Source organism: Polynucleobacter rarus (assembly GCF_003072505.1).
Taxonomy (GTDB): domain Bacteria; phylum Pseudomonadota; class Gammaproteobacteria; order Burkholderiales; family Burkholderiaceae; genus Polynucleobacter; species Polynucleobacter rarus.
This window is the reverse complement of record NZ_NTGB01000001.1, coordinates 1,557,953-1,572,468: the sequence shown is the minus strand read 5'-3', so window position 1 is coordinate 1,572,468 and position 14,516 is coordinate 1,557,953. Positions and strand designations below refer to the sequence as shown.

Here is a 14,516-nt window from a genome sequence, read left to right as displayed (position 1 = left end):
TCTAATATTATCAATTAATTGATGTGTTCGATGCATACGATTATTAGGACCAATCGCTCATTATTTAATAAGGTTTTCAATTAAGGCTCTTAGGGCTTTTTATAGGGGCAACTACAGTTTAAGTAAAACCCTAAAGGGTAGTATTTTAAAATGTCTAGCCAAGTTTTATTGTTCACTCTTACTAAAACTAAGCTCAATAAATTTATTAATACAACCAATTACAACCATTTTTTGAGTATTTGGTTTCTTGCCTAAAGACGTTCGATTAAAGACTCGCGAAAAGACTCAAACATGATGTGTCTATTAATAAATTCTATGTAACAACTTGTGATTAGATGTTACTTATCGGGAGTTTTAAATTTGTTCTTTTAATCATAGATATTTCTGATGATTTTCATCAATATTGAAATTCTCGAGAATTATTTTCAAGAGTTTTTTAATCAATAAAAATCTAAGTAATAGGTTTAGATCGTAAATCTATCTTTAAATCGAATTGTTTAATAAAACAAGTTTCTTCTTGTATAAATTTTGATACAATTAAATCAATGGTAAACAAACCTAAACAGGTAAACGGATCTAAAAACAAGTTAATAGATTGGCGAGGTTCATCTTTCAAGGACTTAACTGATGAAAAGATTTTTTCATTGAATGCAAAGCGGGAGGCTGGATATCAACTACGTCAAGTTCAAAGAGGATCAGAACCTGATCATTGGAAGTCGTTCAACCAAGTGGGCTCAGGTGCTAATGAAATCATTATAGATTTTGAGGACGGCTGGTATCGTGTTATGTATGTAGCAAAATTCGAAGAAGCTATATATGTTTTGCACTGTTTTAAGAAGAAAACGAATAAAACCTCAAAGAAAGATATTGAGATAGCAATACGAAGATACAAAGATGTGATTTTAGAGCGAGAGGAATAAAAAATGGCTAGACGTACAAAATCCACACATATCACCCCAGCTAGTGGAAATATTTTCGCCGATTTAGGTTTCGAAAAAGAAGAAGCTGAATTATTGTTGGCTGATGCTGATCGTCGCATTAGTGATAAATTGGCAATCAAACTAAACTTGATGGTAGAAATAAATGATTGGATAGAGAAAAAAGACATTATCCAAGAAGATGCTGCAAGAATATTAGGTATCACTCGTCCAAGAGTGTCAGATGTGGTTCAACAAAAAACCGAAAAATTCTCGATAGATGCTTTGGTTGATATGGTCGAAAGAACAGGTAAGCGTGTTGGAATTGCCGTGAACTAAATCTTATTCAATTCAAATTTTTTATATTAGATTTATACCAAAAGCTACAAACCATTGGAATTTAAGGTATTGCCCAATTTAAAAAAATGAATACTAATAAAATATAGGAATTTCACTGGTTCGATAATTCTCATTGAGCTTTGGTGCAAAAAATTTAGACGATACCGCGATAAGATCCACCATCGACTTGGATATTTTGCCCGCTAATAAATGAGGCTTGTTTGCTACACAAGTATGCACAAATATCGCCAAATTCTTCAGTAGTTCCAAAACGTTTTGCAGCAATGCCTAGGGCAATTTTGGCACGTGCTTCATCAAAACTAATATTATCAATTTTGGCTTGACGCTCAGTCATTTGTATTTGACGACCCGTATCGATTCTTTCGGGGAGTAAGTTATTAATGGTGACATTATCCACTGAGACATCTCTTGAAATCGCTTTACATACTGCAGTTAAAGCTGTTCTAGCCGATGTCGACAAGCCTTGATGGGAAAGGGGAGATTTGACCATAGCAGAAGTAATATTAATAATGCGTCCAAATTTTCTTTCTTGCATCCCCGCTAAAACTCCCCGAATCATCAGCACGGGAGCGAGCATATTTGACTCGAATGCTTGAAGATAGTCCTCTCGTCCCCAATCTAAAAACTTGCCAGGAGTAGGGCCAGCATTATTTGTAACGAGGATATCAGCATCAGGACAAGCACTTAACAGTAACTTTCTACCTTCTTCAGTCGTAATATCAGCAACTACACCATGGACCTTATTACCAGTAAGTTTTTTAATTTCATCAACAGTAGATAAAACTGTAGCTTCATTTCTACCATTTATAAAAACCTCTACTCCCTCTTTTGATAATGAGAGCGCGCAAGCCTTGCCAAGACCTTTTGATGACGCACAAATAATTGCTTTTTTACCCGCGATACCTAAGTCCATTCATTTCCCCAGATTTATTCATTCAACGTAACATTTTTTAATACTGCTTCAATTCTTTTCGATTCCGATTTCACAAATTTATCAAAGTCACTAGGATTTCGTCCATCAGCTCGAAACCCTGAAGTGGTTAAAAACTCGATCATCTCTGGATCTTGCAATACATTTTTAATTTCTTGGGCAATTTGTTGAGTGATGGGTTGAGGTGTTTTTGCTGGTGCAAACCATCCCAGCCAAGTACCTGCAATGTTTAAATCTTTTAAACCAGATTCTTGCATCGTTGGCAGATTAGGAAAATCTGGTGAACGCTGAGCATCCGTAAACGCAACTGCACGGACTTTGCCGGAGGAAATAAAAGAGTGCACAATCGTGGGTGGCAGGATCATAAAATCAACTTCACCAGAGGCCACGGCAAGTAATGCAGGGGAGGTGCCTTTGTATGGAATATGCAGCGCGTTTAAACCTGTGTATTCAGTAAATTGTGCCGAAGCCAAATGAAGGGCATTGCCTACCCCCGGTGAGGAATACGAAATCTTATTAGTTTTCCCATAGTTAATGAACTCTTGTAAATTTTTCGCCGGTAAAGCGGAGTTCACTACCATTACATAACCCGTACCCATAGCCAAGTTGGTAATGGGGGCAAAATCTTTAAACACATCGTAGCCCAATTTTTTATTTAAAAGGGGATTGATAATAAATGCTGGCGTAGTGTGTAACAAGGTATAACCGTCCGCTAGCGACCTGGCAACAAATGCAGTAGCAATGGCACCATTTGCACCAGGTTTGTTTTCCACCACAATCGAAGTTTTTAAGCGCTGCTCTAGTTTTTTTGCCATCATCCGAGCCGTCGTATCGGAGGTGCCACCTGCCTCAAAGGGGACAATCAAACGGATTGGCTTGTTGGGATAATTGTCCGCAGCCAAGCCAATTGCAGGTATTAAAAAACTAACCAGAAATAAATAGCTCTTACAGAATTGTTGAAAAGCATTCATTGATGATGTTCTAACTTAGCGGTTGATGCTTTTTAAGAAGTGTTCCACCATTTCAGAGCGGGTACAAACCCAAACATCTGGAGCTTGTGTCGCTATTTCTAAAATACGGTGAAACGCCCCAGCCCCTGCAGGTCTGCCAAATACATGGGCATGAACGGTTGGATCAATTTTGATTGCGCGGGTCTCCCATTTGCGCACATATTCTAGCCAATCTTCAAAAATTTCAACCATGACACGTGGGGGTTGACCATGTCTCATGAACATGGGTAAATCATTCACTTCCATAGTTCCTGGCACTGCCACGATTGAAGTGTCACCGAAATCCACTAGGTAAGGTAAGTCATCATTTAAGGTGTCGCTGTGCCACATATAACCCTCCTGGGCTAGTAATCTGGCAGTACGAACACTCGGAGTACTCCTAGGGCTAATCCAACCCTTGGGCTTAGCACCAATGACGTTAGCGATTAAATCCGTTGTGCGTTTGATATTATCGATCTCTTGTTTTTCATCCAAAAGTGCTGGAATGATATCCATTGCATAAGAGTGGGCAACGATGTCATGACCTAGGCTGGCAATATGCTTGACCTCTTCAGGGTATCTTTCTGCCATGATGCCGCAAACCAAAATAGAGGCTTTCACATGGTGACGCTCAAAAATTTCGAGCACTCGCTCTACACCTCGGCGGTGTCCGTACTCTGCCCAGCCAACCGCATTCAGATCGGGAACTCCACCTTTCAGTGGATTGCCCATAGGTCCAATTCCAGGCCAAGCTCCATCTGACCACCACTCATAGGCCATGCGAAATACTACTCCCATCTTTTTATTGCCTGGCCACATAAAATCTGGCGGTGGATGAATTTCTTTACCACCTGCATGAATATCAAAAGGGTGTGTCATTTACGTCTCCATTTATAGTTTTTTTATTTAATCTAATCTTTAGTTGCCCCGAGCCACGGATTATCAACGACATCAAAAATGACTTTATCAGGACCAATAAATTTGTTTTCTGAATAGCCATGGGCATTTTTAGGCCTTTTTTCAAAGCAACTAGCGCCCATGGACTGTAATTCCTCGGTAACACCATCTAGGTTCTCTACAACAAATCCTAAGTGATGGATACCTCGAAAATCAATCCCGTGACCTTGATCCCAACCAAAGTGCAAAATGGCAAGGCTAATTGTCCCATCACTCAAAAATACGCCATAGGACGTCTCAGGATTAGAAAATTCTTTTCGGCCAACTTCTTCTAATGCAAAAGCTTTTTTATAGAACTCCGCTGTTGCGAAAGGATCTTCCGCCGCAATTGCTATATGTCGAAGCTTGGCCATTTTCCTGAAAAATTACAAAGGTCCAAGAGTAGTCGATTCATCTTCAATCGTATTTCTTAAGATACCAATTTGCTCGATTTCTACTTCAGCAATATCTCCTGGCTTCATGAAGATTGGTGGAGTTCTGGCAAAGCCAACGCCGCCCATCGTGCCTGAAGCAATAATGTCACCTGGTTGAAGTGTGGTCCATTCTGTGATGTATTCAATAATAGCTTGAATTGAATGAATCATTTGTGATGTATTGGCCTTTTGCATCACTTGACCATTGAGTCTCATTTCGATATTCAAATTCATGGGGTCAGCGATTTCATCAGCAGTGACTAACCAAGGACCAATCGCACCCGTTTGTTCAAAGTTTTTACCAGGATTAATTTGACTAGAGTGACGCTGATAATCTCTTAAACAAGCTTCATTCATACAGCTATAACCAAAGATGTAATCTAAAGTTTTATCTTTCGGTACATATCTTCCAGTAGGTTTACCAATCACAATTAACATCTCTGCTTCCCAGTCGAGCATTTGCGAAACCTTTGGTCGCATAATCGGACGAAGATGTCCTGTTAAAGATTCTGGCCAGCGCGCAAAAATCATGGCACGGTCTGGAGCTTTGCGATTGCCAATTGCACGGTTTGCTTCATCCACGTGATCGTGATAATTGAGACCAGCACAAAATATTTTTCCAGGATTTGGTACCACTGGTAGTAGATGTAAACCGTCGTAATCAAAATCACCATCAGATTCTTTAATCATTGACTCAGCTACAGATTGACCATTGCCAGCAATAAAACTAATGATGTCAGGATACAGGCCGCCTAAACGTACACTTAAGTCAATCACACGTTGACCTTTTAAAACACCGTAGTGCGCTTTACCTGCGTGTAAAAATGAAACTAACTTCATGGTTGATTCCCTTGTTTTGAAAAAATAAATTAAGTTGCGTAATTAAGTTGATTTATTGAGCTGCGTTGATACGGTTTGTCATTGCTTTGCGCCAAGTGTCTTGGTCACTAAAAGTGGGGTTGTCCCGAATCAATGCCTCAGTATGAGCATATATCTCCTCATCTGTCTGAGATAAATCGAAAGGTTTACCGTGTGGTTGGGCAACGTGCCATGGTGTATCCATGTAAATCTCTAGGCCATTCCCTTCAGGATCTGCAGAGTAGATGGACCAAGCATTGCCATGGGTAATCGGAGTAATGTTTGTGATGCCATTCTCAATCAGTCTCTTTTCTATACGACGTAGATCATTTAATTCATCGACAAAAAAAGACATTTGAAATACCACACTAGGTCCACTAGCCGGATCTTTACCATCAATTAAAACAAGTTGATGATGGGCATCATCAGTGCCACTCAAGAACAGGATATTACGATTACCAAGTCTTGGAACCTGTCCACGATCGGTCACAATTAAATCAAAGACCGAGGTGTAGAACTTTTCCATTTGTTCTAGATTATCTACATATAAACCAAGATGCTTGATTTGCGGAATTTTAGCCATATTAATTAATCTACTTTCATATTGACAGATTTAGCAACGCTCGCGTACTTCGTAATATCCGATTTAATTTTTTCAGTAAAGTCAGCTGCTTTGAGAGGTAGGGAGTTACACCCCATCTTGCTTAAATTTGCTTGTAACGAATCCGTATTGGCTGCGTCATTTACAGCCTTATAGTAGGCTTCTAAAATTTGCGGGGGAGTATTTGATGATGCTGCTAAGCCATACCAAAAACTTTCGTTAAAGTCCGTTAGACCGCCTTCCACAAAGGTTGGGATATTCGGTAGTTGTGACATACGCTGTGCAGTTGTAACACCGATTGCTTTTAGTCGGCCAGCTTGCACATTAGGGATGATCGTAGCAGGGGTACCAACATAGATAATCGAATCTTGACCACTCATGACGTGAGCAACTGCTGGACCTTCTCCTTTAAACGGAATGTGTGTCATCTTGATACCAGCTTTTGCATTCATCATCTCAATGAGCATATGCGAGAAAGAACCATTACCGCTAGAAGCGCCAAAGACACTTTGCGAGTCTTTCTTTAATGCCGCAATAAAGTCAGGCATATTATTTGCAGGAACTTTAGAACTTGCAATCATGACAAGGGGAACTTCGCAAATGGAACCTAAGGGCTTCAGATCTTTTAAAGGACTATAAGAGAGCTTTTCATAAACAGCTGGATTAATAGCCATTAAGGAGGTATAGACCAAGATTAAATTGTAACCATCCGCTGGGGAGTTCATGAGGACATCAACGCCTAAACCACCATTGATACCAGGTTTATTATCCACAATGACGGGCTGGCCAATTTTTTCAGATAAAGCTTGACCTATGGTTCTGCCGATCGCGTCAGCTCCACCACCGGCTACCTGCGGAATAATTAAACGAACGGGTTTGTTCGGAGTCCAAGGAGCTGTTTGGGCAAAAGAATTGAGTTGTAATAACCCAAGTAAAAATAGAACAACTATTTTATGGTTCATTTTTTGTCTCGTATTTGTAATGTAATTATTTATTTATTATGATACAAATTTTTTTAAATAGGAAACTGTTTTTTGAAGAATCTAAAGATTACCTTATCAAAGTTATTGCAATTAAATCGGTAGATAGTCTGGAAAAATGATCTTTGATGTAAAGATGTGATTCTTCAGATAAATATTTATCAAAATTACAATAAAAAATTAATGCTCCCCATAAAGAGGCAATTCTATGCAGCAAACTTTACTCCATTGATACCAAATTTAGGGCGCTATGAAAATCGACGAAGCTAAGGCGGCAAGCTTAAAAACACAAAGATCTAAAATAATAATATTACGTAGAAGAAATTTGTGGCTTATTTATTCCTATGTGAGATTACATTGCAAATGAATAGATTTAAGTAAGAATATTCTGCGCGATACGGAAACTTCATTCTTTAAGGCAGATTACGGAGCAAGTTTTAAGTCTAAATTGAGTCGTTAACTTAAACATAAGGCTGAAATTTGATTATGGTTTCACAGTTAAGTTCCAAAAAATACACAATTAGTCCATTTTTATGAAATGATATGATGGTGTTTAACTCATGAATTCTGGTACTAACTTAATATCTGCTTACGCGGGTGTAAAAGGCATATATTTTTATAACTTCTAGTGGAGTTTTTCTTTATAAACTCTCTTTTTAATTTGTTTCTCTTTAATTGACTAATGAAAAATATTATTTCAATATTGATATTTCTATTTCTTGGGATTGGATTTGTCTTTGCTGGTGATTATGAAGATGGTGAAAGAGAATTTAATAAGAAGAACTATTCAGAAGCTTTTCGTCTTTTCAAATTATCTGCTGACCAAGGGAATTCACTTGGTCAAAATTATCTAGGGTTTATGTATTTAAGAGGATTTGGTGTTAATCAGAATTATGCAGAAGCTTACCGTCTTTTTAAATTATCCGCAGATCAAGGCAATGCCAGAGGTCAAAATAGCCTTGGGGTTATGTACTCAAATGGCATCATGGTTCCAAAAAACGAAGTAGAAGCTTTTCGTCTTTTTAAATTATCCGCTGATCAGGGCTATGCAAAAGCTCAAAGTAACCTTGGGGCTATGTACTCAAATGGAACTATTGTTGCAAAAAACGATGCAGAAGCTTTTCGTCTATATAAATTATCAGCTGATCAGGGTGAGCCTTATGGAATGATTGGTCTTGGAAATATGTATGAGTTCGGCAATCAGCTCGGAACTGGGATTGAAAGAAACTATACAAAGGCATTCCAACTTTATAAAGCGGCCGAATCTTTATTTGCGGGTAAAGATAATCAAGGGTCGGATGTTGCAACACGAAATTTAATGTATCTTTGTGGCGATTATCAAAAAGCAAGGTATTGTAATCAAGCAAACACAGGGTTAGCCAATAACAACAGGTTCTATCCTGATAATTCAAAACCAATTCTTGAATCGGAAGTTCACACTACAAATACCAATAGTAAAAATCAACTAGATCTGATTCTTCTTCAGGAGGAAAAGAAAAATGAAGCATTAAAAAAGAGGATTGATGAACTAGAGCGAAGCAAAGAAGAAGCATTAGCAATTCAGAATAAGAATGTGACTGAGGAAATTCAAAGATTAAAAGCTGAAGCAGAGGTATTAAAAAAATTAGCACAAACGAATAATCAACCAAAAAAGCCAATCAATTATGGAAAAGCTTTAGTTGCTCATGCTTTGGTAATTGGTAACTCTTCTTATTCTGGAGGTAATTTCATCCCTAATCCAGTTAATGACGCTAAAGCAATCAGCCAAAAACTTAGATCTTTAGGATTTGTTGTAACAGAGGTAACTGATGCAAATCGTACCTCGATGGTTAACTCGCTTTTAAATTTCAACAAAACTGCTGCGAATGCAGATATGACTCTTTTGTTTTATGCTGGACATGGAATGCAATTATCAGGAACTAATTACATGTTACCTATAGACATTAATCTACAGGATGAGTCTCAGGTTTCCTTCCAAGGAGTATCGCTTAACTCAGTAGTTGAACAATATCTTCCGGGTAAAACAAAATTAGTCTTTTTGGATGCTTGTCGTAACAATCCATTTATGAAAGTTTCTAATCGTGGGTTATCGAGGGGACTCGCAGCCCCGATTAACCTAGCTGATGGTACATTGATATCTTATGCTACGAAAGATGGCTCTACTGCGGAAGATGGTAATGGTAAAAACTCACCTTTTACGACGGCTCTTCTTGCTCATTTAGATGATCCTGAAGATATAGCGGTAGTTTTGAGAAAAGTTCGTGAGAATGTTCTACAAATGACAAATAATAAACAGCAACCATGGGAATATGGCGCGCTTACTGGAGGAACTTTAGTTCTATCAGAGTTAAGAAGAAAAAATTAATTCAAGTTCTAATTTTATTACTTTTAACGATGCTGAAAACTTAGTTACATCATAAAAAATTTCTTTATCTGATATTGAAAAAACTTGTAATATCGAAATAAAACTCTCTCTCAAAGGTATATTTTTTTGAGTCACGGTAATTATTTAATGCAGGAATTAATTCACGTCTTCCAGTTTTTTTAATCTCTGCATATTTTGATACTAACTCTCTCCAAACCTCAGGGTCAAAACCTTCAACTTGATAAATGAGTTTATCGAAATTTTTAGTACCTAATGTTATTAGAGATTGTGAATCGGGATTCCATTTAATTCCACTAAATTGTTGGTCTGGCTCAGACTGAATGATCATTTCCTCATAAATTCTTTTTTCAACAAAGAAGCGTTCAACTTCAAGTCCGTTAAATGGAATATTTTGATTTACAGAAGAATCATTTTTTTCAATTACACAAGCTGAAGCTAAATCATATCCCCAGCCGCCTGATATAGGTAGGTCAATTTCAAAATCTTCAAGAATTATTTCTCGAGGAGATTTTGGTGTGTTTAATTGGATTAAAGTTCGCATTTTATTTCGTAAATATCTTTCAAGTTTTCAGAGTGACTAGCTCATAAATATCAGAATTCAAAGTCATGAGATTAACTATCGTTAAAGGGGTGTTATCAATAAAATGGCATTCAATACTTGGATAGTTTTTATAGGTGCCAATAAAAGTTAATGTAATTCAATTGGGATACGATTAAGATTTTTTTACATTCAATTGTTGAGGGTAACGGATTGTGTTCTTTCGCTTTTTAGTGATATGGTAATCAATGGTTTTTATAAGTAATCAGCTTGTTCTTTTTAGTATATTCCAACTTGGTATATGGGGAGATTTATGTATTCACCAGATGTTTTTAAAGAAATAACAAAAAGAGTTGTTCGAATTGGGTTCATTATTGCTTCAGCGGATGGATTAAGTGAAGATGAGAAAAATCATTTGATTAAATTTGCTAAGAAGCGTTCACACCATTTATCTGATCAAGAAATTCATGATGAATTAGCTAACGGCTCTAAAGGAATTGCTTCTTTAACACTAGAAGATATTGCAATCTTAAAAAAACTAACCCATACAGAGCTTGGGAAAGTTTTAAATGAGATTGTTCATCAAGTTTCTGATGAAAAGGGCAATTTAAGCGAGCCTGAAGTAAAGGCTTTAAATGGTGTATGGATGGCTTTAGCTTAATTAATATATAAGGAGAGTTTTTATGGCAACAACATGCACAAATTGCAATTATCCATATTGTCCAAGTGGTGGTACATGCCCAAATTGCGGCGCAAGTACAGGTTGTTTTATCACAACTGCCGTTTGTGAGAATTTAGGTTTAACAGATGATTGCTACGAGTTAATTACCCTAAGATCTTTTAGAGACCGTTATATGACCGCTAGTCAAGATAAGGTGGCATTATTAGAACAGTATTATTCAACTGCACCTTCGATTGTGCATGCAATTGAACATCGTGCTGATCGTAATGCAATTTATACTGAGATTCTTGAGCAATTTATTCAGCCAGCGATCCATTCGATTGAAAGTGGTGCTGACGAAAAAGCAAAAGAAATCTATACAAACATGATGTCTTGGGTTACTCGTAAAGTCAGTTAATGAACTGTTCAATTTGAGTAAGTTAATAAACTCTGCTTACACTGTAAGCAGAGTTTATTATTTAAAAATTAAAATAAAAGCAATACTTAGTATTTATCCAAAATGAATCCCCAACCCTGTCCACAATGTCAATCTTTAGCCGCATTCAGTCCTAAAAGAGAAAAGTATTATTGTGCAGAGTGTGAGGACACTTTTGAGCCGCTAATCCAGAAAATTGATCCCCAAACTATTTTCTTGTCATACGCTCACAAGAGTGAAAGAGAAGAGGATTATGACGTTTCTGAAGAATTAGTTTTACTCGTTAAAGAAGCCCTCGAAAAAGATGGACATACTGTTTGGATTGATAAAGAGGGTATTCAGGGTGGTCATAACTGGCGCGAAAATATTACCCGAGCGATTCTGAGTCATGATCACTTCCTGTCTTTTTTATCTAAACGTTCTGTGCGAGACCCTGGGGTTTGCTTAAATGAGATTGCGATTGCCCGTGATAAAGGTGTGAATTTTCAGACCGTACTCACCGAGCCTGAAGATATAGTGAAACCACCAATTACGGTTACCGATACCCAATGGCATCAATTTGTGGGCTGGAAAGATGTTCACTCAGGAGATAAGACAGCTTGGGATACGTGGTTCGAAGAACGCATGAAAGGTATTCGAGCGCAAATCGAGGACGTAAAAAATGCCAGAGCTCCTGGGGAGCTTACCATACTGAGAAGAGCCCTAGATCCTACGACTTTTTATCAAGATATTGCAAAAAAGACAGAAGGCTTTTTTGGCAGAAAGTGGCTTTTTGATGCCTTTGACCATTGGCTAGACAAAACTAACGACAGAGTCTTTTGGCTAAAAGGAAGTCCTGGTATTGGTAAGAGTGCATTTGCTGCCAAGTTAGTACATCAATCAAATTCCAGAATTATAGGATTTTTTAAGTGTGACTTCCAAGCATTAAAAAGTCCTGAAGAATCCGCTAGAGAGGTGATTTGTACTCTGGCTTATCAATTAGCTTCCAGAATGCCAGATTACCGAGCTAAACTTCTCTATGGACAAGGGGTAAACGATCCAGAGGTGATTCTCAAAAAGACGGCAGATGATCTGTTCCGATTTTTAATTACCGAACCCTTAAATAAGCAAGGCAAGATTGTAGAGGGTCAACGATCAGCCATAGTGATTGATGCTTTAGATGAAGCTGGCAGAAACGATGGCACCAATCCACTCTTAACCCTGATTAAGAAGCATGCTCCAAATCTGCCAGACTGGTTAGGAATAGTAATTACCTCTAGACCAGAGGGGTATATCGTTCAAGAACTAGCAGATATCAAAGCCCAAAGTGTAAGTGGAGATACCCAAGAAAATACAGATGACCTGAAAGAGTACCTGAACCAAGAACTCGACCCAAAAATCGTCGGGGATGAAAGGTCTAAGATCATTAGCCAAATCATTACTAAAAGTGATGGTACGTTCCTGTATATCAGTCAAATTATTAAAGATAAATATGACTTAACTAAACCAGAGCTCTTACCAGATGGCATGAATGGCTACTTTATGGAGAACTTTAGCCGTTACTTTAAGGACGCTAAAGAATATGGCAAGGAGACTGAACCCTTCTTAGAGTTAATGGTGGCTGCTCCAGGTCCTCTACCTCAAGACTTAGGAAAAGATCTCCTTGAGTGGACTGACAGAGATGTAACCCTACAAGTGACAGAACCTATGGGAAGCCTACTTCAAGAAAAAGATGGCGGCCTCATCTTTTTCCATAAATCCTTATCAGATTGGTTACAAGATCCTAAAAGAAGTGGGCGTTATCAAGTGAACCTTGGTGGAGCAAAGAAACTAGGTCATTTTTTATGGAATGAGTTTGAGAAAAATCAGCCTAAAGAAGAGGTTGCAGAAAACGAAGAGAATAATGAGAATAAGGAAGAACAACTATCCATAGAGAAGCCTAAGAGAGTCGAAAGTCCTTGGGAAAAGCAAATCATTGACTGGTTGCCCAAATTATTACCAAGTATAGAGCAATGGCAACAAAGAGACTCTTTAGATGCTTATGCAGATTTCTTGAACGAGTACCTCAAATATCAATATGAACTGATGATCAGGCAGCAACATCTCAAATTAACGGAGATACAGTTTGGGACTGATGCTGCAGATACTGCTAAATCTCTAAATGATCTAGGAAATTTATTAGAGACCCTAGGTCGTTATGATGAAGCGGAGCCTTTATTAAGAAGAGCTCTCGCCATTAGAGAAAAAGTATTAGGTCCTGAGCATCCTGATACAGCAAAGTCTCTCGATAACTTAGGATACTTATTAGGCACTCTAGGTCGTTATCATGAGGCGGAGCTTTTACACAACAGAGCTCTCGCAATTAGTGAAAAAGTATTTGGTCCTGAACATCCTGATACAGCAAGTTTTCTCAATAACTTGGGAAACTTATTAACTAATTTAGGTCGCTATGAAGAGGCGGAACCTTTATACAAGAGATCACAAGCAATTAATGAAAAAGTATTAGGCCCTGAGCATCCTAGTACTGGAGCTAATGTCAATAATTTAGGACTCTTATTAACCAAACTAGGTCGCTATGAAGAGGCGGAGCCTTTACTTAAAAGAGCACTGTTACTGACTGAAAAAGTATTAGGCTCTGATCATCCTGATACAACAATTTGTTTCAAGAACTTGGGAAACTTATTAACTAATTTAGGTCGCTATGAAGAGGCGGAGCCTTTACTTAAAAGAGCACTGTTACTGACTGAAAAAGTATTAGGCTCTGATCATCCTGATACAGCAAGTTATCTTAATAGCTTAGGATATTTATTAACTAACCTAGGTCGTAATAATGAGGCGGAGCCTTTATTTCGCAGAGCACTCGCGATTAGTGAAAAAGTATTAGGTCCTGATCATCCTGATACAGCAAATTATCTTAATAGCTTAGGATATTTATTAACTAACCTAGGTCGTAATAATGAGGCGGAGTCTTTGTTTAGAAAAGCACTGGCTATCAGGGAGAAAGTCTTTGGGCCAAAGAATAGCTCAGTTGGTAATACCTTATTTGGCCTTGCTAAGTGCTTAATAGAGCAAAACCGTATTGACGAGTATAAAGAATCTTATTTGAGAGAAATTGAGATGGTTAAAAAAATTGAAAGGATTGAAAGTACATCTTTAATGACTACTTTTAGTACTTTTGGTGCATCCTTAAGAAATGCTATTCGATTAGATGAGGTTGCCCCTTCTTTGGAGAAGGCGTTGGATTTGGCTGAGAAATGTCAAGTAACTACTGGAAATGAAATAAATACAGATCTCTATGCTCTTGGACGAGTCAGACTCTTGCATGCTCGTTATCAAGAATCTGAAGTATTATTTTTGCGTTGCCTAGAAATTGGGGATTTTATCGGAAATCAAGAAGTTAAAGACATGATTAAAGAACGATTAGTTGAACTTTATCAAGCTTGGGGAAGGCCTGAAGAAGCTGACAAACATAAAGACAAAGAAGCCTGAAGAAATTGCAAAGTACCAAAC

General features: G+C 37.8%; 14 protein-coding genes. 6 read left to right on the top strand and 8 right to left on the bottom strand.

Annotated elements, in window-relative coordinates; genetic code table 11:
• Positions 1 to 545: 545 nt before the first annotated feature.
• Together AOC35_RS07390 and AOC35_RS07385 are read left to right on the top strand one after the other, a co-directional pair.
• Positions 546 to 920, top strand: coding sequence for a type II toxin-antitoxin system RelE/ParE family toxin (locus AOC35_RS07390; protein WP_108646479.1), 375 nt, complete (start codon positions 546 to 548; stop codon positions 918 to 920).
• A 3-nt stretch (positions 921 to 923) separates the two neighbouring features.
• Complete coding sequence (locus tag AOC35_RS07385; protein ID WP_108646478.1) at positions 924 to 1,256, top strand: helix-turn-helix domain-containing protein; 333 nt, start codon at positions 924 to 926, stop codon at positions 1,254 to 1,256.
• Between the two features lie 154 nt (positions 1,257 to 1,410).
• Here the strand turns inward: AOC35_RS07385 and AOC35_RS07380 are convergent, their stop codons facing one another.
• Genes AOC35_RS07380 through AOC35_RS07350 form a run of 7 tightly spaced genes read right to left on the bottom strand, consistent with a single transcriptional unit; the run spans position 1,411 to position 6,988 of the window.
• Positions 1,411 to 2,190 carry an SDR family oxidoreductase gene (locus AOC35_RS07380; RefSeq protein WP_108646477.1) on the bottom strand — a complete coding sequence of 260 codons (780 nt, stop codon included), beginning with the start codon at positions 2,188 to 2,190 and terminating at the stop codon, positions 1,411 to 1,413.
• A 14-nt stretch (positions 2,191 to 2,204) separates the two neighbouring features.
• Entirely contained in the window at positions 2,205 to 3,179 is a 975-nt protein-coding gene (locus tag AOC35_RS07375) for a Bug family tripartite tricarboxylate transporter substrate binding protein (RefSeq protein ID WP_108646476.1), read from the bottom strand.
• A gap of 15 nt (positions 3,180 to 3,194) precedes the next feature.
• Positions 3,195 to 4,076, bottom strand: coding sequence for a polysaccharide deacetylase family protein (locus tag AOC35_RS07370; RefSeq protein ID WP_108646475.1), 882 nt, complete (start codon positions 4,074 to 4,076; stop codon positions 3,195 to 3,197).
• A gap of 32 nt (positions 4,077 to 4,108) precedes the next feature.
• Positions 4,109 to 4,507, bottom strand: coding sequence for a VOC family protein (locus AOC35_RS07365; RefSeq protein ID WP_108646474.1), 399 nt, complete (start codon positions 4,505 to 4,507; stop codon positions 4,109 to 4,111).
• 12 nt (positions 4,508 to 4,519) lie between these two features.
• Positions 4,520 to 5,407 carry a fumarylacetoacetate hydrolase family protein gene (locus AOC35_RS07360; protein WP_108646473.1) on the bottom strand — a complete coding sequence of 296 codons (888 nt, stop codon included), beginning with the start codon at positions 5,405 to 5,407 and terminating at the stop codon, positions 4,520 to 4,522.
• Between the two features lie 52 nt (positions 5,408 to 5,459).
• Positions 5,460 to 6,008 carry a VOC family protein gene (locus AOC35_RS07355; protein WP_108646472.1) on the bottom strand — a complete coding sequence of 183 codons (549 nt, stop codon included), beginning with the start codon at positions 6,006 to 6,008 and terminating at the stop codon, positions 5,460 to 5,462.
• Between the two features lie 5 nt (positions 6,009 to 6,013).
• On the bottom strand, positions 6,014 to 6,988 hold the full coding sequence (locus AOC35_RS07350) for a Bug family tripartite tricarboxylate transporter substrate binding protein (RefSeq protein WP_108646471.1): 975 nt from the start codon (positions 6,986 to 6,988) through the stop codon (positions 6,014 to 6,016).
• 700 nt (positions 6,989 to 7,688) lie between these two features.
• Here AOC35_RS07350 and AOC35_RS07345 point away from each other — a divergent pair.
• On the top strand, positions 7,689 to 9,371 hold the full coding sequence (locus AOC35_RS07345) for a caspase family protein (RefSeq protein WP_108646470.1): 1,683 nt from the start codon (positions 7,689 to 7,691) through the stop codon (positions 9,369 to 9,371).
• A 64-nt stretch (positions 9,372 to 9,435) separates the two neighbouring features.
• Here the strand turns inward: AOC35_RS07345 and AOC35_RS07340 are convergent, their stop codons facing one another.
• Positions 9,436 to 9,933 (bottom strand): hypothetical protein, encoded by a 498-nt coding sequence (locus tag AOC35_RS07340; RefSeq protein WP_108646469.1) that lies wholly within the window; start codon positions 9,931 to 9,933, stop codon positions 9,436 to 9,438.
• Between the two features lie 310 nt (positions 9,934 to 10,243).
• On the opposite strand from AOC35_RS07340, the gene AOC35_RS07335 reads away from it, so the two are divergent.
• The 3 genes from AOC35_RS07335 to AOC35_RS07325 all read left to right on the top strand — a co-directional run bounded on the left by AOC35_RS07335 (position 10,244) and on the right by AOC35_RS07325 (position 14,495).
• The gene (locus AOC35_RS07335; protein WP_108646468.1) at positions 10,244 to 10,591 is read left to right on the top strand and encodes a hypothetical protein; all 348 of its coding nucleotides are present in this window, start codon (positions 10,244 to 10,246) and stop codon (positions 10,589 to 10,591) included.
• Between the two features lie 22 nt (positions 10,592 to 10,613).
• Positions 10,614 to 11,009 carry a CFI-box-CTERM domain-containing protein gene (locus AOC35_RS07330; RefSeq protein WP_108646467.1) on the top strand — a complete coding sequence of 132 codons (396 nt, stop codon included), beginning with the start codon at positions 10,614 to 10,616 and terminating at the stop codon, positions 11,007 to 11,009.
• A gap of 102 nt (positions 11,010 to 11,111) precedes the next feature.
• A complete protein-coding gene (locus AOC35_RS07325; RefSeq protein ID WP_108646466.1) occupies positions 11,112 to 14,495 on the top strand; it encodes a toll/interleukin-1 receptor domain-containing protein in 3,384 nt (1,127 codons plus the stop codon).
• Positions 14,496 to 14,516: the final 21 nt, after the last annotated feature.

Bases quoted from the DNA above. Each gene is read 5' to 3' on its own strand.
- AOC35_RS07390 (WP_108646479.1), top strand. From the start codon at position 546: ATGGTAAACAAACCTAAACAGGTAAACGGATCTAAAAACAAGTTAATA.
- AOC35_RS07385 (WP_108646478.1), top strand. From the start codon at position 924: ATGGCTAGACGTACAAAATCCACACATATCACCCCAGCTAGTGGAAAT.
- AOC35_RS07380 (WP_108646477.1), bottom strand. From the start codon at position 2,190: ATGGACTTAGGTATCGCGGGTAAAAAAGCAATTATTTGTGCGTCATCA.
- AOC35_RS07375 (WP_108646476.1), bottom strand. From the start codon at position 3,179: ATGAATGCTTTTCAACAATTCTGTAAGAGCTATTTATTTCTGGTTAGT.
- AOC35_RS07370 (WP_108646475.1), bottom strand. From the start codon at position 4,076: ATGACACACCCTTTTGATATTCATGCAGGTGGTAAAGAAATTCATCCA.
- AOC35_RS07365 (WP_108646474.1), bottom strand. From the start codon at position 4,507: ATGGCCAAGCTTCGACATATAGCAATTGCGGCGGAAGATCCTTTCGCA.
- AOC35_RS07360 (WP_108646473.1), bottom strand. From the start codon at position 5,407: ATGAAGTTAGTTTCATTTTTACACGCAGGTAAAGCGCACTACGGTGTT.
- AOC35_RS07355 (WP_108646472.1), bottom strand. From the start codon at position 6,008: ATGGCTAAAATTCCGCAAATCAAGCATCTTGGTTTATATGTAGATAAT.
- AOC35_RS07350 (WP_108646471.1), bottom strand. From the start codon at position 6,988: ATGAACCATAAAATAGTTGTTCTATTTTTACTTGGGTTATTACAACTC.
- AOC35_RS07345 (WP_108646470.1), top strand. From the start codon at position 7,689: ATGAAAAATATTATTTCAATATTGATATTTCTATTTCTTGGGATTGGA.
- AOC35_RS07340 (WP_108646469.1), bottom strand. From the start codon at position 9,933: ATGCGAACTTTAATCCAATTAAACACACCAAAATCTCCTCGAGAAATA.
- AOC35_RS07335 (WP_108646468.1), top strand. From the start codon at position 10,244: ATGTATTCACCAGATGTTTTTAAAGAAATAACAAAAAGAGTTGTTCGA.
- AOC35_RS07330 (WP_108646467.1), top strand. From the start codon at position 10,614: ATGGCAACAACATGCACAAATTGCAATTATCCATATTGTCCAAGTGGT.
- AOC35_RS07325 (WP_108646466.1), top strand. From the start codon at position 11,112: ATGAATCCCCAACCCTGTCCACAATGTCAATCTTTAGCCGCATTCAGT.